This window comes from Stenotrophomonas sp., from assembly GCF_032061965.1.
In the GTDB taxonomy this organism is placed as follows: domain Bacteria; phylum Pseudomonadota; class Gammaproteobacteria; order Xanthomonadales; family Xanthomonadaceae; genus Stenotrophomonas.
Genome location: NZ_DAMBEF010000043.1, coordinates 1 through 26,558, shown reverse-complemented (window position 1 = coordinate 26,558; position 26,558 = coordinate 1). Strand labels below are relative to the sequence as shown.

Sequence of the window (26,558 nt, the reverse complement as noted above, 5' to 3'; positions counted from 1 at the left end):
CGGCACTACAGTGGCATTGCTGGTGGGGCCTCTGCCGAGCATGGCTCGGCACTACGGAGTAATCGCGCTTTTCTGTGATCCGGCTAGGAGGTCACGCTGAAATCGGTATAGGCATAGCGGGCGTCGCGTAACACGGTATCGCCTTGCTGCAGCTGTAATGGTGTGCGGAACATCGGGCCGGCGCTGACACAGGTATGGAACTCGCCGTTTTCTCCACAGGCATCCACGCCAGCGGGAAGTGCATCAAGCAGAAAGTGGCTATAGGTGTGGCCGGCGAAAGTGGCATCCAGTTGCCGGGTATCCACACAGCACAACTGCGCTTCCAGGCCTTGGTCGATCATCTGCCCGGCAAGTACTTTCGTGTCGCGTCCAAACAGCGGAAACAAGGTCTGCCAGCCCAAGCCGGTGTATTGCTGTTCGCGCCATTGGCGGATGTCTTCCAGCAACAGGTCGCCGAAGGCGATGGTCGCCACCCCGGGAAAGCGCGTTTGTGCCTGTTGCAGGGCTTCCGTCATCACCTGCATGTAGACCGTGTTGTCGCAAGCCTGTGGTATCCAGGCTTCCAGCAGCGGCAGGCCAGCGGCATCGGCCTGGGCCAGCAGTACCTCATGGCGTACGCCCTGCATGGAGGAGCGTTGATAGCCTTCGGTGAGGGTGCTCAGCAGCGCGACGACAGGGGTGTCATCGCGCTGCTGCAGCTCATGCAGCGCCCAGGCGGCGTCTTTGCCGCCGCTCCAGGACAACAGAACCGGTGTGGCCATGGCTCAGCGTACGTCGCGCAGTTCCCAATTGTTGCCGGCCAGCCAGCGCATGCGCTGCTTGAACAGATCGCCCGACAAGCTGGTGCTGGCGACCAGGTTGATGCGCAGGTCGGCTTGTTCGCCGGTCACGGTGGCCTGCGGATCGGTGGCGCCCAGGCCGGGGTCGACATCCTCCGGCTCGTCCTGGGTGGCCTTCCAGCGCTCGAACAATTCCGACGTGCGCAGGGCAGCCTGCAGCTGTTCGGCGAAGGCGTCGGCACCGCTGGCGGTGAACGACAGGCGCGGGTCTGCGCCGCGGGCCTTGGCCGGGTCGGGCAGCGAGATCGAGTAATGCACGGTCATGGCGGAACTCCTTGGAGGGACACCAGCCTAGCGCGGCGGGTGTCGCGGTGTCGTCCACAACATCGGCTCAGCCGAAGGTATGCGGCCCGTCGGCGAATCCAACCGTGACCGCGCCCTTGCCGACATTGACCATGCCGGTCAGGCTCATCACCGCTTCCATCAGCTGCACGCCATGGCTGTCGCAGGTTTGCCGCAGCTGGGCGTAGCCGGGCAGGGCGCGCAGCTCGTCCAGTGGGCCGCCGTAGCTCACGCATACCACCGGCGTCATCAGGCCGGCGGCAACCCGCTTGCCAACGAAGCCGAACAGGGTCTGCACGGCATTGTCGAAGCCCTTGATCTTGGCCACCGGCTCGGTATTGCCGCGATAGCCATGCAGCACCGGCTTGATATCCAGGGCGCTGCCCAGCGCTGCGCTGAACAAGCCAACGCTGCGGTCGCCCTTGTGACGGGCACGGGCGCGCATGTAGTACAGGTCGCGGGTGACCATGTAGCCATGCACGTTGCCGGCCACGTATTCCAGCCGCTCGCGCATCTGCGGCACGGTGGCGCCGCTGTCGCGCAGGCGCACCGCCTCCACCGCGCTGACTGCCTGGGCCGCAAACAGGTTCTGGGTGTCGATCACGCGCAGGCTGAAGGGCGAGTTGTAGCCAGCCGCCTGGCGGATGGGTTTGTACTCGTTGAGGATGGCGTAGCTGGCCTGCACCGCGTTGTCATGCAGCGGGCTGCGGGTGCGGGTGATGGTCATGCAGAAGACCTGGTCGAAATCGGTGACCAGCCGCTGCAGGAACAGATCACGGATCTGTTCGGCGGTGTAGGGGATGGTTTCGGCTTCGGCGCCCTGGGCGATCAGGGGGCCCTGCAGGAAAGCCAAGGTGGCGGCTTCGTCGCGGTTGTCGGGTAATACCGTATCGCCGATGCGCACGCTGATCGGCAGCAGCACCATTTGATGGTCCTGCAGATAGCCATCGGGCAGATCGCAGGCCGAATCGACCACAATTCCTATACGCATGCAGTGCCCCCCTCAAGGCCCAACAGTTGTTTGAAGTTAAGAACCCTATCGCAAATCTGCACACTGGGTGGCGCTATTGTGTGCCCAACTTCGCAGAACAGGTGGACGGATTTCACATTCTGCTCATATCCAGCCGGCGGGCCGGCCATTAAGCTAACTCCCAAGCGAGGGCGGGCAACGCCCATAATGTGAAGGTACTGGGTAGGGGATGGGACCGCCCTTAAGTCGGCGGTTGCCTTGGGAGTTGCAATGGAAACGGAAAAATCGGTAGTTGAGTTCTGGCGCGCGGCGGGCCCGCAGCGCTGGTTCGAGCGCAATGAGGCGTTCGATGCCGAGTTCCGGCAACGCTTTGAATCCCTGCACCATCAAGCTGCGCGGCGTGCCTGCGAAGACTGGCTGCACACCGCCGACGGCGCGTTGGCGCTGCAGATCCTGCTGGACCAGTTCCCGCGCAACTGCTTCCGTGGCTCGGCCCACTCTTACGCCACTGATGGCCTGGCCCGGCATTACGCCATGCGCACCATCGAGGAAGGGCTGGACCGCCAACTGCCGCCCTTGCTGCGCGCCTTCATCTATCTGCCGTTCGAGCATTCCGAGGACCCGCACGACCAGGACCGCTCGGTCGCCATGTTCGAGGTGCTGGGCGACCTGGAATACCTGAAGTTCGCCGAGCTGCACCGCGACATCATCCGCCGCTTTGGCCGCTTCCCGCACCGTAACGCGGTGCTGGGCCGCATCCCGACGCCGGAAGAGCTGCATTTCCTGGCCGAAGGTGGCTTTGCCGGTTGATCCTCGCCGCCCCGGGCTCCCGGATGGGATGCAGGCGGCAACCTCACCAGCCAATGACGTAGCCCGGGTAAGCGCAAGCGCACCCGGGGCGGGTGGCATGTGGTCGGCAGCATCGCGGTCTACCTGTTTCCCCGGGTGCGCTTGCGCTTACCCGGGCTACGCTGGTGCTGCCTTCAGCGTCCCGAGACCGGGCGCTGGGATAGATACAAAAAAACGCCGGCATTGCCGGCGTTTTTTCTGGGCTTGAACGCGTGGCTCAGTACTTGGCGACGCTGTTGTCCACTTCATCGGCCCAGGCTTCGATGCCGCCGGTGATGTTGAACACATTGCTGAAGCCAAGCGCACGGAACTGCTCGGCAGCCTGTGCACTGCGGCCGCCACGGTGGCACAGGAAGGCCAGCGCGGTGTCCTTGGGCAGGGCTTCCAGACGCTCGCGGTTGCCTGCGTCGAAGGTCTCGTAGGTGCCGTTGATGGAGGCGATGGCGCGTTCGTCAGCCGGGCGCACGTCCACCAGGGTGATGGCGCCGGCACGCAACTGGTCGTCCGCACTGCGTACATCCAGTTCCTGCACGGGCTTGGGCGCGTTCGGGTTGTTGATCGCCAGGCCCTGGCCACGGATGTCGTCGACCCAGTCGATGGTGATGCCTTCGGCGCGACGCGCGCTGGACGGGTCGAACTGCACGCGCAGGCCATTGGATTCGGCGGCAATGGCGTTGGCATCGAACGGCGCCAGCTGGAAGTTCGGCTGGAAGCTGGCATCAATGCTGAGCTGCAGGGCGGCGCCCGGGGCGTCGGCCAGTGCGCCCTTGAGCATTTCCACGGCAGCCGGGGTCACGGTGATGGACGGCGGGGTGCGGTCCGGTGCGGCAACGCCCAGCAGGCTGCTCAGCTCGCCGCTGTTGGCCATCTGCAGGATGATGTCGCTGCCGCCGATCAGCTCGCCGTCCACGTACAGCTGCGGAATGGTCGGCCAGTCGCCATAGGCCTTGATGCCTTCACGGATTTCCTGGTCGGCCAACACGTTGACATGGGCGAACTCGACGCCCAGGTCCTGCAAGGCGCCAACGGCCTTGGCCGAGAAACCGCACTGCGGCATGGTTGGCTGGCCCTTCATGAACAGGACGACGCGGTCGGCGCCGAGGATGGATTCAATGCGCGAACGCAGGGCGGGGTCCAGGGACATCGTGAACTCGTATGGGTGGTCGTAGACCCGGCAATTCTACGCTGCATGGCATCATGGGGAATGACTGTCCCGGAAACCCTGCATCGCATTCCTGTACGACCGTGGCGCTGGCTGCCGTGGCTGCTGGCCTCACAGCTACTGGTGGTGGTGGTGTGGTGGCGGTTTGGCTGGGCCTGGGGACTGCCGCTGCTGCTGGCCAGCCACGCGTTGTTCGTGGTGCCCGTGTTCCTGCCGAACTGCCGCTTCTATGCCCCGGTGCTGAGCCGGCTACGGGGCCGGGACGTGTGGCTGACCATCGACGATGGCCCCTCCGACGAAACCCTCGTGATCCTCGATCTGCTCGATGCCCACGACGCCAAGGCCAGCTTTTTCATGGTGGGTGAACGCGCGCAGGCCCGTCCGGAGCTGGTGCGCGAGGTGCTGCGGCGCGGTCACGGCCTGGGCAACCACAGCCATTCGCATCCGCAGGCAAGGTTCTGGGCACTGGGTCCCGGCCAATTGGCCAGCGAAATCGGCGGTTGCCAGCAGGTGCTGACCGGTATCGCCGGCAGTGCACCGCGCTGGTACCGCTCGGTGGTGGGCATGACCAACCCGTTTGTGGCCGCCGCGCTCAAGCGTCATGGCCTGACCCGGGTGGGCTGGAGCGCGCGTGGTTACGATGGGGTGGGCTGTACGCCCGAGCAGGTGCTGGAGCGCCTTGCGCCTGACCTGCAGCCCGGCGCGATCGTGCTGTTGCATGAAGGCGCTGCCCACGGCCACAACCCCGCCATCATCGCCGCGGTGCTGCAGCAGTTGCACGCGCGCGGCCTGCGTGCCCGTCTGCCGGCTGGATCGGCGTAGACTCCGCCTCCCGCCACGCTGGCGGAACCTTTGGACCCCGCATGCCTTTTTCCGATCTCGGCCTTTCCCCCTATGTGCTGCCTGCCTTGCAGCAGGCGCTGCAGCAGGCCGGTTACGGTGAACCCACGCCCATCCAGCGGCAGGCCCTGCCCTTGCTGGTGAAGGGGCGCGACGTGGTCGCGTTGGCGCCCACCGGCTCGGGCAAGACCGCCGCATACGTGCTGCCGGCGCTGCAGCGCTTCTTCATGGCAACGCCGCGCAAACCGCGCGTTCTGGCGCAGCTGATACTGGTGCCGACCCGCGAACTCGCGCTGCAGGTGAGCGATGTGTTCACCACCTTGGGGCGCGAGTTGCCGCGCCGGCCGCATCTGGTCTGTGCGGTCGGCGGGGTGTCGATCAATCCGCAGATGATGTCGCTGCGTGGCGGTGCCGACATCGTCGTGGCCACGCCGGGGCGCTTGCTGGACCTGCTGGCGCATAACGCCTTGTCGTTGAAGCAGGTGCAGCTGCTGGTACTGGATGAAGCCGACCGCCTGCTGGAACTGGGTTTCGGCGATGAGCTGCGGCAGATCCTGGCCGAGGTGCCGGCAAAGCGGCAGACCGCGTTGTTCTCAGCCACGTTCGCTGAGGATATCGAAGCCCTCGCGGCGGCGGGGCTGCATGAGCCGCAGCGTCTGGAAATCGGCGAGCAGTCGGCGCCGGCCATTGAACAGCGCACCTTCCATGTGGATAGCGCTCGGCGTGCCGAGCTGCTGCTGTCCTTGCTGGAAGACCCGCAGTGGCAACAGGTGTTGGTGTTTGTTGGCAGCATCCGTGACGGTGACCGTTTGGCCAGCCTGCTGCGCAAGGCGGATATCAATGCGCAAGCCCTGCATGGCGAACTGTCGCAGGGCCGCCGCTTCCGCGTGCTGCAGGATTTCAAGGATGGCCAAGTGCGGGTGCTGGTGGCGACTGATCTGGCGGCGCGCGGCATCGACATCGCGCGCTTGCCGGTGGTGGTGAACTATGACCTGCCGCGTGCACCGGCCGATTACCTGCACCGTATCGGCCGTACCGGGCGGGCAGGGGAAAAAGGCTTGGCGGTGAGTTTTGTCGATTCGGCGGCGTTGCCGCATTGGCGCCTGATCTGCAAACGGCATGGGCTGGACAGCGCCACCGTGGTGCTTGAAGGCTTTGAGCCGACGCAGGCAGCGCCGGCGGCAAGCGTGGTGGCCGATGACAAGGGCGGCATCAAGGGCCGCCGGCCCAGCAAGAAAGACAGGGCGCGGGCAGCCGCAGCGGAGAAAGCCGGCTCCTGACCGCGGCACAGGGCGGGGCCGCTTTGGGTAGAGCCGAGCCATGCTCGGAGGCGTCACCTGTAGAGCCGAGCCATGCTCGGCTGAGGCTTCACCTGTAGAGCCGAGCCATGCTCGGCTGAGGCGTTACCGGGCAAGCTCCTGCCGAGCATGGCTCGGCACTACATGCGGCGCACTGCGCTGCCGAGCATGGCTCGGCACTACCGTGCTTCGGCGATCAATCTTCGAAGTCGGTTTCGGCGGCCGGTGCCGGTTCGGCTGCCGGGCGCGGGGTCCGCTTGGCCGGCTTGCTCAGTACTTCGACGTAGAACTGGGTATTGCCCGCCGCAACCAGCGCATCAATCGCGCGGAACAGCGCGTCATATGCGACCGGCTTGGCAGAGGCTTCGTCCACGCCCAGCTTGCTGTCGAAACCCCAGGTATCCGCGCCGGCCGGCAGGGTTTTGCCACGCTCACGCTTGGTGTACTTGCGGATGTCGTGCTTGCTGGCTTCCAGCAGACGGTCGGGGTGCTTGCCTTCGACGGCGAGGAGGTAGGTCTTCTTCACGGGAATCTCGTTGCTGCGCCAGCCCGGTGGGCCGGCAGGGAATGGGGTAATTATCCGCGTAAACGGGGACGCCGTGGCTCAATCGCGTTCAGCGACCAGCAACCAGTTGTTGAAAGGCGTGCTGCCGTACAGCGGAGTGATGCTGGTGCGCAGCCCGCATTGCTGCAGCAAGGCGCGTAGTTGATCTACGTCCGGGTAATGGCGTGGGCGGAACTGCATCCAGCCGATCAGGTTGGCTGCACGATCACCAATGCGGGAAATGCGCCCACGGCGGCTGGTATCGGCCAGCGCCATGCGCATGACCAGTCGGCCATCGTCAGCAAGCATGGCCGCAGCGCTGCGCAACAAGGCCTGTTGGGCGGGCGCCGGCAGGTATTGCAGTACGTCCAGGATGGCCACGCTGCCGCAGTGGTCGGGCATGCCGCTCGCCAGGTCCATGACCTCGAAGCTGCTGGCGTTCAAGGCACTGCGCGCGGCGACCTTGCCGGCACGATGAATCTTGGCCGCGTCGTTGTCGACGCCGTGGTAGAGCATCTGCTGGCCGTCGTGACGCAGTGCATGGGCAAGCAAGCCCAAGCCGCAGCCCAGGTCCAGCACCGGCGCTCGGGTGCCCCGCAGCGCGGCCAGCACGCCGGGATAGAGCGGGTCGCTGCGCAGCTTTCCCAAGGTGTAGTAGTAGTCCCAACGGTTGCCCCAAGGACGCTCTGGAGCGAATGCCCGAGCAATCGCCCGGGCAGCATCGCCGGTCAAGGCCTGGGGCTGCGTGGTTGCCGTCACGCGTCCGGCGCCGCCTGCAATAGCTGCACGGCAGTTGGCAGTGCTGCCTGCGCCCAGCGCTGGTACATCAGCGCGGAAGGGTGCAAGCCATCATCGACCAGCATGGCCGGCGCATCGCCGCCATCGCGGCTGATTGCGGTGATGTCGACATAGGCCACGCCATAGTCGCCACAACAGGCCTGTTCGGCCGCGTTGAAGTCGTCGATCTCGCGCGCGACCTGGCCCGCATCGCGGTCATTCTGCTGCGCGTAAGGAGTGATGCCCCAGTCCGGCGTGGACAATACGAGGACCCGGCGCGGGTCTTCGCCGGCCAGCGCGATCGCGCGCTGCAGCAGCTGTTCAAACTGCTGCCGGTACTCGGCCAGCGGACGGCCGCGGTACTGGTTGTTGACCCCGATCAGCAGGCTGACCAGGGCGTAGGGCCCTTGTGGCGCGGCCGCATCGATTGCCGCGGCCAGTTCGTCGGTAGTCCAGCCGGTGGTCGCGATGACCTGTGGATCTTCCAGCGCAATGCCCTGTGTGCGCAGCGCAGCGGCCAGTTGGAATGGCCAGGTGCCTTGCGCCGGTACGCCTTCACCAATGGTGTAGGAGTCGCCAAGGGCGAGATAACGCTGGGTGGCCGTGTTATCGCTCATCAAGACAGGTCAGCCCGCTGCGCTGCGCGGCTTCAACTGCACGACCTTGGTGACAGCTTCGGCGCGACGCGCCAACAGCTTGTCGATACGGCCGAATACATCGCGCATCACGCTGGCCTCCGGCAACAGGGTGACGCGGAAGTGGTTGCGATAAGGCACGTTGAAGCTGGAGCCGGGCACCACCAGCACGCCTTCTTCTTCCATCAGCTGCAGGGCGAAGTCGTGGTCGTCAAAACCTTGTGCGGCCGGGCCGACCACGGCCGGGAACGCGTACAGCGCGCCAGCCGGCGTGACCAGCGACAGGTGTTCGCTGGCGGCGCAGGCCTCGATCACCGCACGGCGGGTCTCGTACAGGCGGCCGCCGGGGCTGCACAGCTCGGTGATGGTGTCCGGGCCGTTGACCGCGGCTTCAATGGCGTACTGGCCAGGCACATTGGCGCACAGGCGCAGGGCACTGAGCAGGTCCAGCGCGGCACGGAACTCGCCCAGTTGCTCACCGGCACCGGACAGCAGCATCCAGCCCACGCGCCAGCCACAGGCGCGGTGCACCTTGCTCAGGCCACTGAAGGTCAGGCAAGGGTGGTCACCTGCCAGCGGCGCTACCGGTTGGAACTGCGCACCGTCGTAGAGGATCTGGTCGTAGATCTCGTCCACCAGCAGCAACAGGTTGTGCTTGCGCGCGACGGCGACGATTTTTTCAAGCAGCTCACGCGGATAGCTGGCACCGGCCGGATTGTTGGGGTTGATCAGCACGATGGCGCGGGTGCGGGAGGACACCAGCGTTTCCATCTCCACCGGATCTGGCAGGAAGCCGTTTTCCGGGCGGCAGCGGTAGTACACCGGGCGGCCGTCGTTGAGGATGGTCGCCGCCGACCACAGCGGGTAATCCGGCGAGGGCACCAGCACTTCGTCGCCCGGGTTGAGCAGGGCGCGCAGCGACAGGTCGATCAGCTCGGACACGCCATTTCCGAGGAACACACGATCGGCCACGGCACCGGGTGCACCGCGGCGGGCGTAGGCCGCCGCAATGGCTTCACGGGCAACCGGCAGGCCCTGCTGGTGCGTGTACGGGTCGGTGCGGCCCATGTCATCGGCGATGGCGTGCTGCAGATGTTCTGGCGCGCGGAAGCCGAAATTGCCGGGGTTGCCGATGTTGAGCTTGATCAGCTTGCGGCCCTGCGCCTCCAGCTCACGCGCTCGCCGCGCCAGTTCACCACGGATCTCGTAGCGGACTTCGGACAGGCGTTCACGGGTGGCTAGCGGTTTGACAGGGCTTGACATTTTCTCAGGGCCATCAAGGGCATGGATTTCGCATGTTATCTGAATTGTTGCGTTGCGGGGCGAGGGGGGAGCGGGGAATCGGGATCGGCGATTGGTTACAGACAAAAGCAAGGCAAGCGCGCCAAGCCCCCTCCCTGCGCGCAGCGCAGGGAGGGGCTCAGGCTCTGCCTTGGCTCTGGCTTTGGCTCTGGCTCTGGCTCTGGCTTTGCCCAATCCCCAATCCCGATCCCCCAATCCCAGCTCTTATAGAATTAGCCAATGACAGATTCCATTGATTTCGATTCGCTCCGCCATATTGGTTGGCCCTGGCCCGGTCCGCCCGAGGACCCGGCATGGCAGGCCGCCTTTGCCGCCCATCCGCAGGCGCGCCCGGGGCGGGTGATCGAACAGCATCGCTCCGGTTATGTTGTTGCCGATGCGCCGGATGCCAGCCTCAAGACCGAGTCGCCACCTGAATGGCAGCGGCCGCGGTTCCCCAGCCATGAGCGGGCAGCGGTGGGCGACTGGGTGCTGTTGGACGGCAAGCGCATCGTCGCGTTGCTGTCACGGCATACCTCGATCAAGCGCGGTGCCGCGGGTGAGCATTACCACCAGCAGGTGATTGCAGCCAACATCGACACCGTCTTCATCGTTTGTGGATTGGACGCCGACTTCAATCCGCGTCGCATCGAGCGCTATCTGTTGCTGGTGGGCGGTGGTGGTGCAGCACCGGTGGTGGTGCTGACCAAGGCCGACCAGACCGAGTACAGCGAAGATGCCTTGGCGGTGCTGGAAGACCTGGCTGCACAACAGATCCCCTTGCTGGCGATCAATGGCAAGGACCCGGACAGCGTGGCCGCACTGCTGCCGTGGCTGGGCCCGGGCAATACCGTGGTGCTGGTGGGTTCCTCTGGCGCGGGCAAGTCCACCTTGACCAACACGTTGCTGGGCGAGGACCGGATGAAGACCAACGAGGTACGTGGCAGCGATTCGCGGGGGCGCCACACCACCACCCATCGCGCACTGATGCCCTTGCCGTATGGCGCCTGCCTGATCGATACGCCCGGCATGCGCGAGCTCAAGCCCACCGGCGAGGAAACCCTGGCCGAGGGCGGCTTTGCCGATATCGAGGAGCTGACCACGCAGTGCAAGTTCCGCGATTGCTCGCATCACGCTGAACCCGGTTGTGCGGTACAGGAAGCCATTGAACGTGGCGACATCGATGAAAGCCGGCTGGAGAGCTACCTCAAGCTGCGCGAGGAGGTGGCCTTGGCTGCAGCCAAGCTGGCGCAGCGCCAGGCCGAACAATCCACCGAACGCAAGAAAACCAGCCGCGGTACGCAATGGCGTCCGGTAGGCAAGGGCAAGCGGCGCTGAGGCGCCATCCAGATCAGTGAGGTGGTCGATGGACAACGCAGTCATCCATAACGATCCGGAGATCGCCCATCACGCCGCGCTGGATGCGCGCATGGTGGCTGCGGTGAAAGGTATCCGCCTGCTGAGCCTCACCAGCTGGCCCGCCAATAAGCAGGCGCCGTTCCTTGCCAGCGTAGCCCGTGGCAATCCGGTGCTGCCGCAGGTGGCGTATCCGAAGCTGGACTTCAGCGATGCGCGGCGCGAACTGGCGGCGGTGATGGCACAGGTGGACACCTCGCATCCGCTGGGCAGCTATATCCACGATTCGGCGCGCAGTTGGGACCTGGCAGCGGGCCTGCTGGAAGTATTGGGCACTTCGGCGGTGGATCACTTTTCCACCCATCTGTTCGGGGTGCCCGAGCAGCCGATGCCGGGCAATGGCCCGACCACGCGCGAAGCGGCGCGTCACTTCATCCAGATCGCACAGGAGCTGGACCACGAACTGCTGGCCCCGGAAGAACAGGTGCCGGTATCGGCCATCGCGCTGCAGTTGCAGCTGCAGGGGGACCTGGACGACTTTTTCGCCGGGCGCATGATCACGGTGGAACTGGACCCGGAACTGATCGCCAAGGCCGCTGCAGGTGCCACCCGCATCCGTCTGCGCACCAGTGCCAGTTTCAGCGCCTACGACCGTGCCCAGCTGTATCACCATGAAGCGCTGGTGCACTCGCTGACTGCGCTCAACGGCCGCGATCAGGTGGTGTTGCCCAGCCTTGGGTTGTCGTCGCCGCGCATCACCGCTACCCAGGAAGGCCTGGCCACGTTCGCCGAGCAGATCACCGGCAGCATCGACATCCAGCGGCTCAAGCGCATCAGCCTGCGCATCGAGGCGATCGCGATGGCGCGCGATGGCGCGGATTTCATCGAGGTGTTCAATTACTTCCGCGGTGCGGGGCAGACGGCGGAGGAGAGCTTTTCTTCGGCACAGCGCGTGTTCCGTGGCGTGCCGACGACCGGCGGTGCGGCGTTCACCAAGGACACCGTGTATCTGCGCGGGCTGGTATCGGTGCATACCTTCTTCCGCCAGATGCTGCGCGATGAAAAACTGCAGACCTGCCGCTGGCTGTTTGCCGGCAAGATGACGCTGGATGATGCGCAGGCGCTGACGCCGCTGTTCGAGGCCGGGGTGCTGGCACCGCCGCGTTGGTTGCCGCAGTGGATCAACCGCGCCAATGGCTTGGCCGGTGCCTTGGCGTTCTCGTTGTTTGCCAACCGTATCCGCATGGATCAGATCAGCGGCGAATAGGCCTCAACTGGCGTCCAGCAGTTGCGTTACCGCACGTTCGCCGCTGCCCATGGCCAGGGTCCAGCCCAGCATGCCGTGGCCGATGTTGCAGGCCAGGCCGTCGCCCAGGTTGCGAATGATCGGCGAAGACCACGGGGTGACCGGGCGCAAACCTGCCCAACTGCTCTGGATGTGGTCGTAGTCGGCCGCCTCGGGCAGCGATGCGCGCGCCTGGGCAATCAATTGCGCCAGTCGTGCCGGCTCGGGCGTCGGGTTCCAATCGTTGAGATCGGCCAGGCCGGCCACGCGGATGCGATCGCCCAAGCGGCAGAACACCAGCTTGCGCTTGGTGTCGGTGATACTGACGTGCGGTGCATTGGCGCCGCAGGGCGCGGTGAACGAATAGCCCTTGATCGCCATCACCGGCACGCGCTGGTGCAGCGGCTTGAGCAGGGCGGCACTGTCGATGCCGGCGCAGACCACCACCCGTGGCGCGCGCAGAACGTCAGCATTGCCCGCCTGCAGTTGCCACTGCCCATCCATGCGGCGCAGTGACTGGATCGGGAAATCAAACCGCGTCTGCACGCCGTAGTGTTGCTGCAGTACCTCGAGCAGCCCCTGGCTGAAGCGGTAGGGATCGCCTGCTTCCTCATCGGGCGAGTACACCGCGCCAGCCAGCCAGGGGGCACCGCGCAAGGCGGGCTCGATGGTCTTGGCTTCGGCCGCATCCACCAGGCGTTGCTGGACGCCGCTGGCCCGTTTGAGGGCGATCATCGCCGCAGCGCCCTGCATGCCCTCGGGCGAGGGATACAGGTGCAGCTTGCCGGAGACGGCGTGGTCGAACTCGATGGGGTGTTGTTGCAGCAACTCGAGCATGGCCTGGCGTGACTCCAGTGCCAGCTCCAGCGTGGCCAGGGTATTGCGATGCAGGCCGCCGGTACTTGCCTGACGCAGGAAGGACAGGCCCCAGCGCAAAAAACCCGGATCAGCCGACCAGCGTGTGCGGAATGGTCCATTGCGGCCGAATGCCATTTCCGGCAGCTGCTTCCAGGTGCCCGGGCCAGCCATTGCATCGGTGTAGGCGTAGCTGAGCTGGGCACCGTTGGCGAAGGAGGTGCCCAGTGCGGGGCCGCTGTTGCGGTCTACCAGCAGCACCGAGCACCCCCGGCGCGCCGCGGCATAGGCGGTGGCAAGCCCCACCACGCCGGCGCCGATGACGATCAGCTCAGGGCCAGAGGAAACGGAGGGCGCAGCGGTGGCGGTCATCAGTGCAGCAGTTGGATGTGGGGAGGTATGCATTGTCGCGCCAACCCGCGCGCGCGGCGCGGGTATGGCGCACGGAACCGACCGTCAGTGCGGCCAGAAGTTGAGGAAGCCGGTGATGATCAGCGCGTTGATGAAGTCGATGAAGAACGCTCCCACCAGCGGCGCGACCAGGAAGGCACGCGGCGCCGGCCCGTAACGCTGCGCCAGGCGCCGCATCACCGCCATTGCATTGGCGGTGGTACCCAGCATGAAGCCGATGAAGCCACCGCCCATCACCGCGGCGTCGTAGTCGCGCCCCATCAGCCAGTAGATCGGCACCGCGAACAGCGCCACCACGGCGACCTGGATGATCAGGTTGACCAGCAATGGCAGGCCCATGCCGGCCAACTCCCACAACTTGAGGTCCATCAGGGCGATGGCCAGGAACAGGGCAAGGCAGATGTTGCCGATCAGGTCGGTGGTGGGTACCGACAGCTTGATCCAGCCGGTGTAGTCATCGATGTTGCGGATCACCGCGCCCACCAGCATGGCGCCGATATAGGTCGGCAGGGTCAGGCCCAGGCCTTCGAATCCCTTGCCGACCCATACGCCCAGCCACATGGCCATCAGCAGGACCACGATGCTCTTGAGCGCGTCGAACTCGCGCGCTGATTCGCTGGGGTAGCGCACGATTACCGCTTCGTCCTCCGCCAGTTGCGCGTCGGTGGCCTTCTGGGTGGGATGCGGCACCTTGAAGCGCTGCATCAACACGGTGATCACCGGGCCACCTACCAGGCCGCCACAGATGATGCCGGCCATTGCCGCCGTCACGGCCAGGCTCTCCGCGCCTACCAGGCCGGCCTGCTCGAAATGCCCGGCAAAGGCCAGGCCGGTGGCCGGGCCGCCGGTGAGCGTGGCCGAACCGGCCAATACGCCGAACATCGGGTTGAGCCCGAACAGCTTGGCCACGCTGATGCCGATCAGGTTCTGCAGCACCGCGAAGAGGCTGCCGATCAGCAGGAACACCATCACCTGTTTGCCGCTGACGCGCAGCAAACGCACGCTGGCATTGATGCCCAAGGTGGTGAAGAAGGCCACCATCAGGGGCGTCTTGAGCGTGGTATCCAGCTCGAACAGGGTTGTCTGCTGCCCATGTGCCCACCACACCGCCAAGGCCACCAGCAGGCCACCGACTACCGGCTCGGGCAGGTTGTAGCGGCGGAAGAACGGGATGGCGCGGCATAAGGCGTAGCCGGCGAACAGGGTCAGGCCGGCAAAGGCGACCGTCTGTACGGCGTCAAGATGGATCATCGGGGCAGGTACCTTGCTTCAACGTCAGCCCCGACTGTGCCGTCCAAGCCGAAGCATGGCAACCGGGCCTATTGGCACTGGTTGGGCATGAGCAACAAGCCCAACGTTCTTGCCAGCACCGGCAGGGCGGGATATGTCGCGACGCCAGGCTTGTTTCCGTCACAACCAATCGCGCAATCCCAGCTGTAGTGCCGCGCCATGCCAGGCAGGGCGCGCATTCCGGCATCCATGCCGAGCAGGCTCGGCATCTACAGATGCAGCTTAGTCGCGCAGCGGGCGCTTGTAGGCCACGCAGTCCACTTCCACCTTGCAATCCACCACCATGCGGCTCTCCACGCAGGCGCGTGCCGGCGGGTGTTCGCCGAAGTAGTGCTTGAACACGCCGTTGAAGGCATAAAAGTCGCGTGCGTCATCCAGCCATACGCCGCAGCGCACTACGTGCTCGGGGCCGTACCCGGCCTCGGCCAGGATGGCCAGCACGTTGCCGATCACCACATGCGCTTGCTCGGTGACCGTGCCTGCGACCAGCTCGCCGTCGCGCATTGGCACCTGTCCGGAGACATACAGCCAGCCATCGGCTTCGACCGCGCGCGAGAACGGCATGTGCTGCTTGCCCTGGCCGACGCCGCCTTCGGCGCCGTAGCGCTTGATATCACTCATGGGTGTCTCCTTGCTTGGTTCGGATTGCAATCAGCCGGCAGGGCTGGCTTGCGGGGTGATGAATTGACCGCTGTGGGCGAGGACGGTTTGTCCGTCATAGGCCAGGCGCCCGTTGACCCAGACCGAGGCGATGCCTTCGGCCGCACGCACCGGATCGTGGAAATTGGCGGTGTCGCGGACCCGGGCCGGATCAAACAGCACAAGGTCGGCACACCAGCCCTGGCGGATGAAGCCGCGCTTGCCCATGGCAAAACGCGAGGCAGGCAGGCCGGTCATCTTGTGTACGGCGGTATGCAGCGGGAACAGCTTCTCATCGCGGGCGTAGTGGCCCAGCACCCTGGGGAAGGTACCCCATAGCCGCGGGTGCGGCCGTGGGTCACGCGGCAGGCCGTCCGAGCCGATCATGGTCAACGGATGGCTGAGGATGCGGCGGACGTCGGCTTCGTCCATGCCGTGGTAAACCGCGCCAGCCGGCTGCAGGCGGATGGCGGCATCGTGCAGGGACATCTGCCAGTGGGCAGCAATATCGGCCAGCAAGCGTCCGCCCTGATCAGGTTCCGGATCGGACCAGGTGATCAGGATGTCGTAGGCATCAGTGACCTGCTTCAGGTCCAGCGTGGACGCGCTGGCCGCGTAGGGATAGCAGTCACAGGCCACGTCCTGCTGGCGCGCGGCGTTCTGCAGGCATTCAAGCACCTGCTGGCTGCGGCCCCAGTTGTCGATACCCGCGCACTTCAAGTGGGAGACACGCACCCTGGCCTGCGGTGCGCGCGCTGCAGTGAAGGCCTCTTCCATCGCATCCAGCACGCCGGCAAATTCGTCGCGCAGGTGGGTGGCATACAGCCCGTCCTCGGGCAGCTCCAGCGCCAATGCCTCCACCTCGCTGGCAGGCGCATGGAACGCCGATGCATACGCCAAACCGCTGCTCAGCCCCAGTGCTCCCTGGTCCAGGCTTTGCCGCAGCTGCGCGCGCATTGCGGCAATCTCGGCTTCGCTGGCGGCACGGTCCAGCCTGTCCATATGGTTCTGGCGCAGCGCGGTGTGGCCGACCAGGGCGGCCACGTTGACCGCAGGCGCAGCGTGTTCCACTGCCATGCGATAGCTGGCGAAATCCGCGAACCTGAAGTCCGCGGCATCGCCGAGCAGGTTCATCGGGTCCGGCACCTCACCGTGGATGCGCACGGGGCTGGCACTGATGCCGCAGTTGCCAACCACGACGGTGGTGACCCCCTGTGACAGCTTGCTGAGCATGGCCGGGTTGCGGATGACTTCGATGTCGTCATGCGTGTGCACGTCGATGAAGCCCGGTGCCAGCGCCAAACCCCGTGCATCGATGGTCGTGCCGGCGGCGGCATCTGCCAGCGTGCCGATGGCGCTGATGTAGCCATTGTCGATGGCAACGTCCGTCACCTCGCCGGTCCTGTCGCTGCCATCGAATACCAGCGCACCGCGGATCACTACCTCATGCATCGATCAATCACCCAGCGGCAGGCGGGAGTCACCGCCGCGGTGGCGGTCCAGTGCCAGCTTGATGCGGCGCAGGTGCTCGTGGTTGGCATTGGCGTCGTTGAGTGCGGTGGTGGTGGCCAGTACGTCGATGGCCAGCATCATTGCGTAGCGCGATGCGGAGGGTTTGAACACGAAGTCGGTTTCCTCGATCTGGATCGGCAACAGCCAGTCACTGCGTTCGGCCAGCGCGGTATCTGCCTGGGTGACGCTGCCGATGCGCGCGCCGTAGGTGCGGGCGATATCCACGGCCGACACGATCTCGGGCGTGATGCCGCTGACCGACAGCACCATAACCAGGTCTTCTGGCCCCAGTGTCGCGGCGATGATCTTCATCATCAGCGCGTCGCTGCAGGCTGATACCGGACGCCCGAAGCGCACCAACCGGCTTTGCAGTTCCTGGGCAAAAACCGTGGAGCAGCCGCCCAGGCCGAAGATATGGACCATGCGTGACTGGCACAGCGCCTCGGCCAGGTCCTGCACCACGTCTTCCTTCAGGTTGGCGATGTTGTGGCGCAGGCTTTCCTGGATGTCGTCGCAGATCTGCGCATACAGCGCCGATACCGGCGGCGCGTTCTGCTGTTCGAGGAAGCGCTTGCCCACTGCGCTGGCCGACGCCAGGCGCGCGCGCAGTTCGCGCACGTGATCGCAGCCCAGCGCCTTGGCAAAGCGCGAGATCGCCGCGGCACTGACTTCCGCGCGCTCGGCCAGCTCACTGACGCCGTATTGGGCAGCGGCGTCCACGTCAGCAAGGATGGCCGCGGCGATACGTGCCTCGACCGGGCTGAACTCGTGCTGGCGTTGACGCAGCTCGTAGACGATATCGAAGGTGTTCTGGGACATGCTTAAAGCACCAGGGAAAGGGCCATCACCAACATCAGGGCGACGACGGAAATAAGAGTTTCAAGCATGGTCCAGGTCTTGAAGGTCTGGGCCACGGTCATGTTGAAGTATTCCTTCACCAGCCAGAAGCCGCCGTCATTGACGTGTGACAACACCACCGAGCCGGCGCCGGTGGCCAATACCAGCAATTCCGGATGGGCATAGCCCATCGCCGCAGCGATGGGTGCGACGATGCCGGATGCGGTTGTCATGGCGACGGTTGCCGAGCCGGTGGCTACCCGCATCAGCGCAGCCATGGTCCAGCCCATCAGCAGCGGGGACAGTTCGAAGCGCTGGGACAGGGCGATGATCTCGGACGCCACGCCGGTATGCACGAGGATGCCATTGAGGCCGCCACCGGCGCCGACCAGCAAGGTGATCGCGGCGGTGGGCGCCAGGCAGTCCTGGGTGAATTTGAGGATCTGCTCGCGGCTGAAACCACGCATCAGGCCGAGCGTGATGAAACTCATCAAGGTGGCCAGCAGCAGTGCTACCACCGAGTGGCCGATGAAGCGCAGCCCGTGATTCAGGGCCGAGCCCGGCGTGGCGATCTGGTCGGCCCAGCCGCCCAGCAGCATCAGTGCAACCGGCAGCAGCAGGGTCGCCAGGGTGATGCCGAAACTCGGCAGCTGATCGTCGGGGATGCGGCCATGGCCCTCGTCCAGCAGCGCAGCCTCCATCGGGTTGTGGGCGGGCAACTGCACGCGCGGCGCGACGAACTTGGCGAACACCGGCCCCGCCAGCGCGGCGGTAGGCAGCCCGACCAACAGCGAATAGAACACGGTGCGGCCGACATCGGCGCCGTACGCGTTGACGGCCAGCATGGCGGCCGGGTGCGGCGGCACCAGGCCATGAACCACCGACAGGCCCGCCACCATCGGCAGGCCGACCAGCAGCAGCGGCACACCGGTGCGGCGGGCAACGTTGAGCACGATGGGGATCAGCAGCACGAAGCCGACTTCAAAGAAAATCGGCAGGCCAACGCAGAAGGCGATCAGCATCATCGCCCAGTGCACGTTGCGGGTGCCAAAGCGGGCGATCAGGGTGCGTGCGATGCGTTCGGCACCACCGGACTCGGCCATCATCTTGCCGAGCATGGTGCCCAGCGCGACGATCAAGGCGATATGGCCCAGGGTCTTGCCGACGCCTTGTTCGTAGGCGGGCAGGATTTCCGGTGCCGGCATGCCGGCGAGCAGGGCCAGGCCGACCGAGACCAGGGTGACACTGATGAACGGGTTGAGCCGGAAGCGGGCGATCAGCACGATCAGTGCAAGGATCGACAGCGTGGCGTAGATCAACAGCAGGTTTCCGTGGGTCATGCCGGGCCCGATACGGTCAGAACTGCGTGGAAACGGCACCGACAACGCGGTGCATGTCATCAACCACCAACAGGTGGCGCCATTTGTCGAAGGTCAGGCAGGGATGGGAGATGTCGAAGCACAGCATGTCCCCGACCTCGAGCGCGTCTTCGTCCTGCACCTGCAAAAAGGCGTGCTGGTCCATCATTGCGGTGACCTTCCAATGCGCAGGCGCATCGACCGGCGTCCCGGTGCCGGGCCGATAGTGCAGTGCCGCTACCGGGAAGCCCGCGTCGAAGGCGGCATCGCGCTTGCCCAGGCCAATGATCGCCTTGCCGGGCTCGGGGCGCGATTGCACGTAAGCCCACAGCCGAAGTGCCGGCCGCAGGCTGCTGCCGATCCTGCGTGCCACGGGGTTGCTGGCCTCGATCCGTTTGGCGGCCTGTTGATAGGCGCCCACGTCATGGGTCAGGTAGCAACCGGGGCGTAGCACCACCTGGGCATCGCTGTCCTTGGCCACGACCGCAAAGGTTTCGGCGACCAGATCGAACCAGGCCGAGCCGGCACCACTGAGAATGGCGGGGAGTTGGGCGAAGCCGCTCGCCGCGCGGATGGCCTGCCACTGCGCGAGCGCGCGCTGCAGGACGGCGCGTACGCCGGCTTCGTCGGCAGCCACGCCTTCGTAGACTTCGACGCCTACCAGTGCCACGGATGCGGGCCAGCGTGCGATTTCATGCAGGACGGCATCGGCTTGGCTGGCATCGCGTACGCCGGTGCGGCCACCGTCGGCGCCGACTTCCAGTAACACCTTGATGGTTTGGCCGCGCGCGGCGAAGTAGGCGCCCAGTGCGGCGACGTTCGCTGCCGAATCGACAACACAGGCAAACCAGAAGTCGGGATCGTGTGCCTGCAGGTCGGCGACCTGGTCGAAATTGCCTCTACCCACCAGTTGGTTGGCAAGCAGGACGCGCTGCACGCCTTCGGCATGCGCTGCGACGGTCTGGGCGGCGGTCGCCAGGGTGATGCCCCAGGCCCCGGCATCGAGTTGCATGCGGAACAAGGCCGGGCTCATCGTGGTCTTGCCATGCGGCGCCAAGTGACAGCCATAGGCCTGGGCGAATTCGCGCATCCACGCCAGGTTGTGCAGGAGCGCGGATTGCGACAGTACTGCGGCCGGCAGGCTGACCTGCTCATCCAGCAGGGCGGGACGGTGTTGCGCCAGCGCAGCAGGCGTCCAGGGCCCCCCTGCGGGCAGGCCTTTGCCGATCAGGAGTGTGCTTTTCTGAAAGTAATTTTCCTGCATTCCCCGCCGCTATGTCTAAGTCATGCCCGAAAAGGGCGACCTATTGTGTATCACAGGTGGGGAATTATGAAAATTATTTTCTTCCGCGCGATTGCGCCCTGCGGAAATGCGGGGCCAAGCGGTCTCAGAAGTCGATCTGGGCGCGGGCGGCGAGGGTGCCGGTGTGGTCCAGCAGGCTGTCGCGCAGTTCATCACGGCGGCGGCTGTCGGTCCAGTCCAGCATCACCCGGAAGTGCTTCTGGGCGTACCAGTTCACCCCGACGGTCCACGCCTCTGCAGACAGGTCGGTGCGGGTACTGGGCCATTGCTGGCCTTCAATGTGGTCGTAGCGGGCCACCAGCTCCCAGGCGCCGCTGCTGCGCGCCGGCTTGAGCTGGACGAAACGGCCGGCCTTGGCGTCGTAGCTGGGCGATTCACCGGTAATGAGCCAGCTGCCCTGCAGGTAAGCCGAGCGCACCTTGGCTTGCTGCTGGCCGCCGTCGTAGCGGGCGCCCGCGTATTCGCCCTGCCACGCCACGCTCTGGTACACGCCGGCAGCTTCAAGGCCGAACTTCTTCGCGGTGACGTCGTGGCCGTCATGGAAGTCGAACAGGTTCAGGCGGCTGTTGTCGCCAAAGTAACCTGCCGTCCGCGGCTGCATGCGCAACGCCGCCGCACCCTCGGTGCCAGGATTGTCGTAGTTTTCGCGGGCCAGCGATGCGCCGAAATGCAGTACACGCCCGGCATCCCTCCACGGCGCATAGCCGGCGCGGCCACCGATACCCCGGCCTTTGACCTTCCAGGCGTCGATGCTTTCCAGGCTGTACACGCTGCCGCTCCAGAACACCCCCCGGTCGTAGCCGTTCACGCCCAGCCCCAGCCGGTAGGTCGGTGCCAGCGCCTGTGCCAGCCAGCTGCGCTCGATGGTGGGGATGTGGTTGGCGCTGGCACGGTCATCCAGGGTGAAGTACTGCTTGAACTGGCCCAGGGTGACCGTCGTGGTGCCGAAACTGCGCGCAAGATAGACATCGCGCGCCACCGGGCGATGGCCGGCAAAGTCGCCTTCGATCTTGTAGTCGAAGCCATAGAGCTTGCCGGACGCGGCCAACCACGCCGCGCGCAGGTCATCGTTGTCGCGTTCGGGCTTGCCACGGCCGTCGTTGTCGAAACGTGCCACGTCGTAGTACAGGCGGCCGCTGAACTTGATGCTGGCGGCATCTTCGGCCTGCGCGGCAGCAGGGATGGCCAACAGCACCAGCAGCGGCAGCGGGGACTTGCACAGGCGGGCGATGAGCATCCAGAGGGCCTTGGCGTAGGGATCGAGCCGGACCATAGTCAGCCAGAGGGGACGTTCAAATAGTGCATTGGTATTAGGGCGGCTCCGCCAGCTGCATGCCACACTGCGGACATGAACCTGGCCAAGGTCCTGGTAGCCGACGATCACCCGCTGTTCCGTGCAGCGGTGTTGCATGCGTTGCGCGAAGAGGTGGCGATCGGCCAGACGCTGGAGGTCGCCAGCGTGTCAGCGCTGACCGAGACCCTGCAGCAGCATGCGGACGTCGACCTGGTGCTGTTGGATCTGACCATGCCGGGCGCGCGCGGGTTCTCCTCGCTGGTGTGGTTGCGCGGCGAGCGCCCGGATATTCCGGTGATCATCATTTCCTCCAACGATCACCCGCGGGTCATCCGGCGTGCGCAGCAGTTTGGCGCGGCGGGGTTCATCCCGAAGTCGGCGCCGGTGGAGAGCATCCGCACCGCGGTGACCGCGGTGATGGAGGGCGACACCTGCTTTCCGCCCCTGGCGGTGGAACGCTCGGAACAGGATGCGCTGCTGGCAGCGCGATTGGCGCAGCTGACGCCGCAGCAGTTCAGGGTATTGCTGAGCGTCGCCGATGGCCTGCTCAACAAACAGATCGCCTATGAATTTGGTCTGGCCGAGAACACCGTGAAAGTGCATGTCACCGCGATCCTGAAAAAGCTCGGTTGCAACAGCCGCACCCAGGCCGCGTTGCTGGTCAAGGCACTGGAACCGGAGGCCGATGCGGATGCGGCCTTTCTGGCTGATGCCAAAGGCGGACATTGAGGTGCCGACGGCCCTTGCAAACCGGCGCGGCCATCGTTCGACAGCCATGCCATCCCTGTGCGACGGTCGGCGATCATCGTGATGCCACGATGGTCGAGTGCCCGTCAGCGGGTGCGTTGGCACAGGTGGGTGAGCAACGAGCGCAGTGCCGAACTGCGTGCCTGCTTGGACAGGAAGCCCCAGCCATGGCTGTTGGCCAGCTCGCGCAGGGCCGGGTCCTGCTCGGCGGTGTAGAGGATCACTGCCGGGGCGCGGCCCCAGCGCCGGGCCAGCTCTGGGAACAGTTCCGGGCCGGTAATCGGCCCGAGGCGGACATCCAGCAGCAGCACGTCGGGCACGCTGGCGGGGTTGGCGGCAGCCAGCGCTTCGTCGGGACCGCCTGCCAGCAGGACGTGGCAACCCCAGCGTTCCAGCAGCACGCGGGTGGCGAGCCTGACGCGGCTGTCATCGTCGACGCACCAGACCCGGCAGCCGCTCAGCAATGAATCGCTGACGGTCTCATCGGTGATGGGAGCCTTCGCCGGTTGCGGCAATACCAAGCTGGCATCGCCCAGCGGCACCGTGATGGAGAAGCTGCTACCGCGACCGATGGTCGAGCGCAGGCCGACACGATGGCCGAGCAGCCGCGCGATGCGCTCGACGATGGCCAGGCCCAGGCCGGCGCCGCGCTCGCTGTTGCCCACGTTGTCCAGACGGTGGAATTCCTCGAACACCTCCCGCTGGCGAGCTTCGGCGATGCCGGGCCCGGTATCGTGCACTTCGATGCGCAGCTGCCCCTGCGCGCGTCGACAGCCGATCAGGATGCGCCCGCTGCGGGTGTAGCGGATCGCATTGGACAGGAAGTTCTGCAGGATGCGGCGCAGCAGGGCAGGGTCGCTGCGGACCACCTGGGTGGTGGCGACATGGTCCAGGCGCAGCCCGCGCGCGGCGGCCTGGATGCCGGACTCGTTTGCCAATGCCTGCAACAGTGGGCCTATGGCGAAATCGCGCACCTGGGTTTCCAGCGCGCCGGATTCCAGTCGTGAAATATCCAGCAAGCTGTTGAGGATGCCGTCCTGGGCTGCCAGCGCATTGTCCACGTTGTCGACGATGGCGCGTGCGTCGGCATCGGGCAGGCGCAGGCGCAGCGCCGACACGAACATGCGTGCGGCATTGAGTGGTTGCAGCAGGTCGTGCACCGCGGCGGCGACAAAGCGGGTCTTGGATTGGTTGGCGTCCTCGGCGTCGCGCTTGGCCAGGGCGAGGTCATGGGTGCGTTCATCGATGCGCCGGCTGAGCGTGTCGGCCAGTGAGCGCAGGTCGCGTGCGGCGTTCTTGTAGGCGGTGATGTCGGCATAGCTGGTGACAAAGCCGCCATCGGGCAGCGGGTTGCCACGGATCTCGATGACGCTGCCATCGCTGCGCTCGCGTTCGTGCATATGCGGCTTGCCCGAGCGCAGATGGTTGAGGCGACGCTCGATGGCTTCGTCGATGGGGCCGGGACCCAGCAGGCCGCGCTTGGCGTTGTAGAAGAACACGTCGGCAATCGGGCGTCCCACGCGGATGAAATCCGGGGGGAAGCGGAACAGCTCGATGTAGCGCCGATTCCACGCTACCAGGTTGAGCTGCGCGTCGACCACGCAAACGCCCTGGGGAAGGTGCTGCAGGCTGGGGCTTTCACCGTAGTCGGCACTGTGCGCAGCCTGCACCAGGCCATCATGGGCGGTGCGCAGCTCCTGGGCATGGTGCTTGACCATGCGCTCGAGCTCCTGGCGGCTGCGTTCGCGCAGTAGTGCCAGCCGGCGCCGTTGCCACAGCACATAGACAAGCAGGGCCAGCATCGCCAGGACTGCTGCCAAGGCGGCAGCGCCAATGCGGGCGGCGGCAACGGCGGGCTGGGTGGGACGCAACAGATGCAGGGTCCAGTCCTGTGCTGGCAGGGCCTGTGATACCCAGATCATGTCGCCGGTGTCGGCAATGCGGGCGCGCTGAACGCCGGCGGTCAGTGTCTGGCTGGAGCGATACGGCAGTTGTTGGCGCGGTACCCGGCCGTACTGCCGGGTGCGTTGCAGCTGTTCGCGGGTGGTGGCCGGCAAGGGCGCCAATACCCGGTAGCGCCACTGCGGGCGGCTGGACAGGAACACCACGCCGTTGGCGTCGGTGGCGAAGACCGTCTCGTCGTTTCCGGCCCAGGTCCGCTCCAGCGGCCGCAGCACCAGCTTGACTACCACCACGCCGATCGGCTTGCCCTCGGCATCACGTACCGCTTCGGACAGGAAATAGCCGGGCACCGCCGTGGTGACGCCTTCGGCATAGAAGGTTGCGCTGCCGTCGCGGATCGCATCCTGAAAGTACGGGCGGAAGTGATAGGCATTGCCGACGTTGCTGGCCCCCGGAATGCGCCAGTTGCTGGCCGCCAGCGCCAGGCCATTGCGGTCGAGCAGGGTGAGCGTGGAGGTGGCGGCGGCACCGTTCACCTGCTCCAGTTTGAGGTTGATCTGGGTGGCTTCGGCCGCAGTGATGCCAGGTTGTGCCAGCGCCGCGCGGATATCCGGGTCCAGCGCCAGCACGGCGGGCAATACGCGATAGCGCTCGACCAAGGCTTGCAGCGCATCCGCGTGCAGGCGTAGTTGGGTGCGCGCCTGTGCTGCCTCCGCCTGCAGATTGCGCTGCTCCAGCTGCTGCAATGCCAACCAGGTCAGTACGCCGATCACCAGCAGCGTGGCCAGCGGCAACAGCAGGCGGCGGAACTGGCGGCGGACGGGACGGGTCAGGGGCATGGTTGCGATGGTCACGCAGAACGGCGGGGCGGCACCAGCACGGTGGCGTGATCGCGTGGTCCGGGAGCCACTCCAACTGGGCGTAGCAGCGACTCTATCGGAAGCATGAGCGGTGGGTTGTGTCCAAATGCCGGCGTAATACCAAAGAACTAAGTAGTACCAATGCGTTATCGGCACCGGCAGAGGCGGCGCGTACAACAGCGGCCGTAGCGACTCCCGACGAGGTGACCATGCACGTTTCCGCCACGCCCGCCGCCCAGGCCCATGTGCGCCTGCCGTTCTACCGTCAGCTGTACGTGCAGGTGCTGGTTGCAATTGCTCTAGGCGTGCTGCTGGGCCATTTCCAGCCGGCCTTTGCCGAGCAGCTCAAGCCCCTGGGGGACGCTTTCATCAAGCTGGTGAAGATGATCATCGCCCCGGTGATCTTCCTGACCATCGTCACCGGCATTGCGGGCATGACCCATCTGCGCAGCGTGGGCCGGGTGTTTGCCAAGGCAATGGTCTATTTCATGTTCTTTTCCACGCTGGCCCTGGTGGTGGGCATGGTGGTGGCGCACGTGGTGCAGCCCGGTGCCGGCATGAACATAAATCCGGCGGACCTGGACCAGAGCGCAGTGCAGGGCTATGTGCAGAAGTCGCATGAGCTCACCCTGGTGGGCTTTGCGCTGGACATCATTCCCAAGACGCTGGTCAGTCCCTTTGTCGGTGACAACATCCTGCAGGTGCTGTTCGTGGCGGTTCTGTTCGGCATCGCGCTGGCGATGGTGGGCGAGAGGGGCCGACCGGTGCTGGGCTTTCTGGAGTCGCTGACCGCGCCGGTGTTCAAGCTGGTGCACATCCTGATGAAGGCCGCGCCGATCGGTGCGTTTGGTGCCATAGCCTTCACCATCGGCAAGTACGGGGTGGGGTCGCTGGTCAACCTGGCCTGGCTGGTGGGCTCGTTCTATCTGACCTCGCTGTTGTTCGTTGTGGTCATCCTCGGCGCCGTGGCCCGCCTGTGCGGATTCTCTGTGCTCAAGCTGGCCCGCTACCTGAAGGCGGAGTTGTTGCTGGTGCTGGGCACATCCTCATCGGAGTCCGCGTTGCCTTCGCTGATGGAAAAAATGGAGAAGGCAGGCTGCAGCAAGTCAGTGGTCGGGCTGGTGGTGCCCACCGGTTACTCCTTCAACCTGGACGGCACCAACATCTACATGACCCTGGCGGCGCTGTTCATCGCCCAGGCCACCAATACCGACCTTACCCTGGGGCACCAGATCGCCTTGTTGCTGGTGGCCATGCTCAGCTCCAAGGGCGCAGCGGGGGTGACCGGTGCGGGCTTCATTACGCTGGCGGCCACGCTGGCGGTGGTGCCGGAAGTGCCGGTGGCCGGCATGGCGCTGATCCTGGGCGTGGACCGGTTCATGAGCGAGTGCCGCTCGCTTACCAACTTCATCGGCAATGCCGTGGCCACGGT

24 protein-coding genes are annotated in these 26,558 nt (G+C 65.5%); 7 read left to right on the top strand and 17 right to left on the bottom strand.

Annotation, left to right across the window (positions count from 1 at the left end; translation table 11 throughout):
* Positions 1–83: 83 nt before the first annotated feature.
* The 3 genes from RT460_RS16750 to RT460_RS16740 all read right to left on the bottom strand — a co-directional run bounded on the left by RT460_RS16750 (position 84) and on the right by RT460_RS16740 (position 2,112).
* Entirely contained in the window at positions 84–761 is a 678-nt protein-coding gene (locus tag RT460_RS16750; RefSeq protein ID WP_313320511.1) for an ATP-binding protein, read from the bottom strand.
* A gap of 3 nt (positions 762–764) precedes the next feature.
* On the bottom strand, positions 765–1,103 hold the full coding sequence (locus tag RT460_RS16745) for a hypothetical protein (RefSeq protein WP_313320509.1): 339 nt from the start codon (positions 1,101–1,103) through the stop codon (positions 765–767).
* Between the two features lie 67 nt (positions 1,104–1,170).
* A complete protein-coding gene (locus RT460_RS16740; RefSeq protein WP_313320507.1) occupies positions 1,171–2,112 on the bottom strand; it encodes a DegV family protein in 942 nt (313 codons plus the stop codon).
* Between the two features lie 249 nt (positions 2,113–2,361).
* On the opposite strand from RT460_RS16740, the gene RT460_RS16735 reads away from it, so the two are divergent.
* Positions 2,362–2,901 (top strand): DUF924 family protein, encoded by a 540-nt coding sequence (locus RT460_RS16735; protein WP_313320505.1) that lies wholly within the window; start codon positions 2,362–2,364, stop codon positions 2,899–2,901.
* Positions 2,902–3,157: 256 nt separating this feature from the next.
* Here RT460_RS16735 and grxD read toward each other — a convergent pair whose 3' ends face one another.
* Positions 3,158–4,084 carry a Grx4 family monothiol glutaredoxin gene (grxD, locus tag RT460_RS16730; protein WP_313320503.1) on the bottom strand — a complete coding sequence of 309 codons (927 nt, stop codon included), beginning with the start codon at positions 4,082–4,084 and terminating at the stop codon, positions 3,158–3,160.
* A 60-nt stretch (positions 4,085–4,144) separates the two neighbouring features.
* Between grxD and RT460_RS16725 the strand changes: the two genes are divergently transcribed.
* On the top strand, positions 4,145–4,924 hold the full coding sequence (locus tag RT460_RS16725) for a polysaccharide deacetylase family protein (protein ID WP_313320501.1): 780 nt from the start codon (positions 4,145–4,147) through the stop codon (positions 4,922–4,924).
* A 41-nt stretch (positions 4,925–4,965) separates the two neighbouring features.
* Positions 4,966–6,222 carry a DEAD/DEAH box helicase gene (locus tag RT460_RS16720; RefSeq protein WP_313320500.1) on the top strand — a complete coding sequence of 419 codons (1,257 nt, stop codon included), beginning with the start codon at positions 4,966–4,968 and terminating at the stop codon, positions 6,220–6,222.
* Between the two features lie 214 nt (positions 6,223–6,436).
* Here RT460_RS16720 and RT460_RS16715 read toward each other — a convergent pair whose 3' ends face one another.
* The 4 genes from RT460_RS16715 to RT460_RS16700 form a co-directional block, all read right to left on the bottom strand.
* Positions 6,437–6,766, bottom strand: coding sequence for a DUF6172 family protein (locus RT460_RS16715; RefSeq protein ID WP_313320498.1), 330 nt, complete (start codon positions 6,764–6,766; stop codon positions 6,437–6,439).
* Between the two features lie 78 nt (positions 6,767–6,844).
* Entirely contained in the window at positions 6,845–7,543 is a 699-nt protein-coding gene (locus tag RT460_RS16710) for a methyltransferase domain-containing protein (RefSeq protein WP_313320496.1), read from the bottom strand.
* On the bottom strand, positions 7,540–8,178 hold the full coding sequence (locus RT460_RS16705; RefSeq protein WP_313320494.1) for an SGNH/GDSL hydrolase family protein: 639 nt from the start codon (positions 8,176–8,178) through the stop codon (positions 7,540–7,542). Before RT460_RS16705 ends, RT460_RS16710 begins: the two co-directional genes overlap by 4 nt.
* Before the next feature lie 9 nt (positions 8,179–8,187).
* Positions 8,188–9,459 (bottom strand): pyridoxal phosphate-dependent aminotransferase, encoded by a 1,272-nt coding sequence (locus RT460_RS16700; protein ID WP_313320492.1) that lies wholly within the window; start codon positions 9,457–9,459, stop codon positions 8,188–8,190.
* 258 nt (positions 9,460–9,717) lie between these two features.
* Between RT460_RS16700 and rsgA the strand changes: the two genes are divergently transcribed.
* Both rsgA and RT460_RS16690 read left to right on the top strand, forming a co-directional pair.
* A complete protein-coding gene (gene rsgA, locus RT460_RS16695) occupies positions 9,718–10,815 on the top strand; it encodes a ribosome small subunit-dependent GTPase A (RefSeq protein WP_313320490.1) in 1,098 nt (365 codons plus the stop codon).
* A gap of 28 nt (positions 10,816–10,843) precedes the next feature.
* Complete coding sequence (locus RT460_RS16690; RefSeq protein ID WP_313320488.1) at positions 10,844–12,100, top strand: flavohemoglobin expression-modulating QEGLA motif protein; 1,257 nt, start codon at positions 10,844–10,846, stop codon at positions 12,098–12,100.
* A gap of 3 nt (positions 12,101–12,103) precedes the next feature.
* Here RT460_RS16690 and RT460_RS16685 read toward each other — a convergent pair whose 3' ends face one another.
* From RT460_RS16685 to RT460_RS16650, 8 genes are all read right to left on the bottom strand, one after another.
* Complete coding sequence (locus RT460_RS16685; protein ID WP_313320486.1) at positions 12,104–13,378, bottom strand: FAD-dependent oxidoreductase; 1,275 nt, start codon at positions 13,376–13,378, stop codon at positions 12,104–12,106.
* A gap of 51 nt (positions 13,379–13,429) precedes the next feature.
* Complete coding sequence (gene gltS, locus RT460_RS16680) at positions 13,430–14,635, bottom strand: sodium/glutamate symporter (protein WP_313320484.1); 1,206 nt, start codon at positions 14,633–14,635, stop codon at positions 13,430–13,432.
* 261 nt (positions 14,636–14,896) lie between these two features.
* Positions 14,897–15,295 carry a RidA family protein gene (locus RT460_RS16675; RefSeq protein ID WP_313320482.1) on the bottom strand — a complete coding sequence of 133 codons (399 nt, stop codon included), beginning with the start codon at positions 15,293–15,295 and terminating at the stop codon, positions 14,897–14,899.
* A gap of 30 nt (positions 15,296–15,325) precedes the next feature.
* Positions 15,326–16,765, bottom strand: coding sequence for a D-aminoacylase (locus tag RT460_RS16670; protein WP_313320480.1), 1,440 nt, complete (start codon positions 16,763–16,765; stop codon positions 15,326–15,328).
* 3 nt (positions 16,766–16,768) lie between these two features.
* Positions 16,769–17,644 carry a MurR/RpiR family transcriptional regulator gene (locus RT460_RS16665; protein ID WP_313320478.1) on the bottom strand — a complete coding sequence of 292 codons (876 nt, stop codon included), beginning with the start codon at positions 17,642–17,644 and terminating at the stop codon, positions 16,769–16,771.
* Between the two features lie 2 nt (positions 17,645–17,646).
* Positions 17,647–19,002, bottom strand: coding sequence for a gluconate:H+ symporter (locus tag RT460_RS16660; protein ID WP_313320476.1), 1,356 nt, complete (start codon positions 19,000–19,002; stop codon positions 17,647–17,649).
* 16 nt (positions 19,003–19,018) lie between these two features.
* Entirely contained in the window at positions 19,019–20,284 is a 1,266-nt protein-coding gene (locus RT460_RS16655; protein WP_313320474.1) for an amino acid deaminase, read from the bottom strand.
* Positions 20,285–20,408: 124 nt separating this feature from the next.
* The gene (locus RT460_RS16650; RefSeq protein WP_313320472.1) at positions 20,409–21,560 is read right to left on the bottom strand and encodes a porin; all 1,152 of its coding nucleotides are present in this window, start codon (positions 21,558–21,560) and stop codon (positions 20,409–20,411) included.
* 111 nt (positions 21,561–21,671) lie between these two features.
* Between RT460_RS16650 and RT460_RS16645 the strand changes: the two genes are divergently transcribed.
* Complete coding sequence (locus tag RT460_RS16645; protein WP_313320471.1) at positions 21,672–22,346, top strand: response regulator transcription factor; 675 nt, start codon at positions 21,672–21,674, stop codon at positions 22,344–22,346.
* 104 nt (positions 22,347–22,450) lie between these two features.
* Here RT460_RS16645 and RT460_RS16640 read toward each other — a convergent pair whose 3' ends face one another.
* Positions 22,451–25,105 (bottom strand): PAS-domain containing protein, encoded by a 2,655-nt coding sequence (locus tag RT460_RS16640; RefSeq protein ID WP_313320470.1) that lies wholly within the window; start codon positions 25,103–25,105, stop codon positions 22,451–22,453.
* 230 nt (positions 25,106–25,335) lie between these two features.
* Between RT460_RS16640 and RT460_RS16635 the strand changes: the two genes are divergently transcribed.
* A partial coding sequence (locus RT460_RS16635) for a dicarboxylate/amino acid:cation symporter (protein ID WP_313320468.1) occupies positions 25,336–26,558 on the top strand: 1,223 nt, incomplete at its 3' end.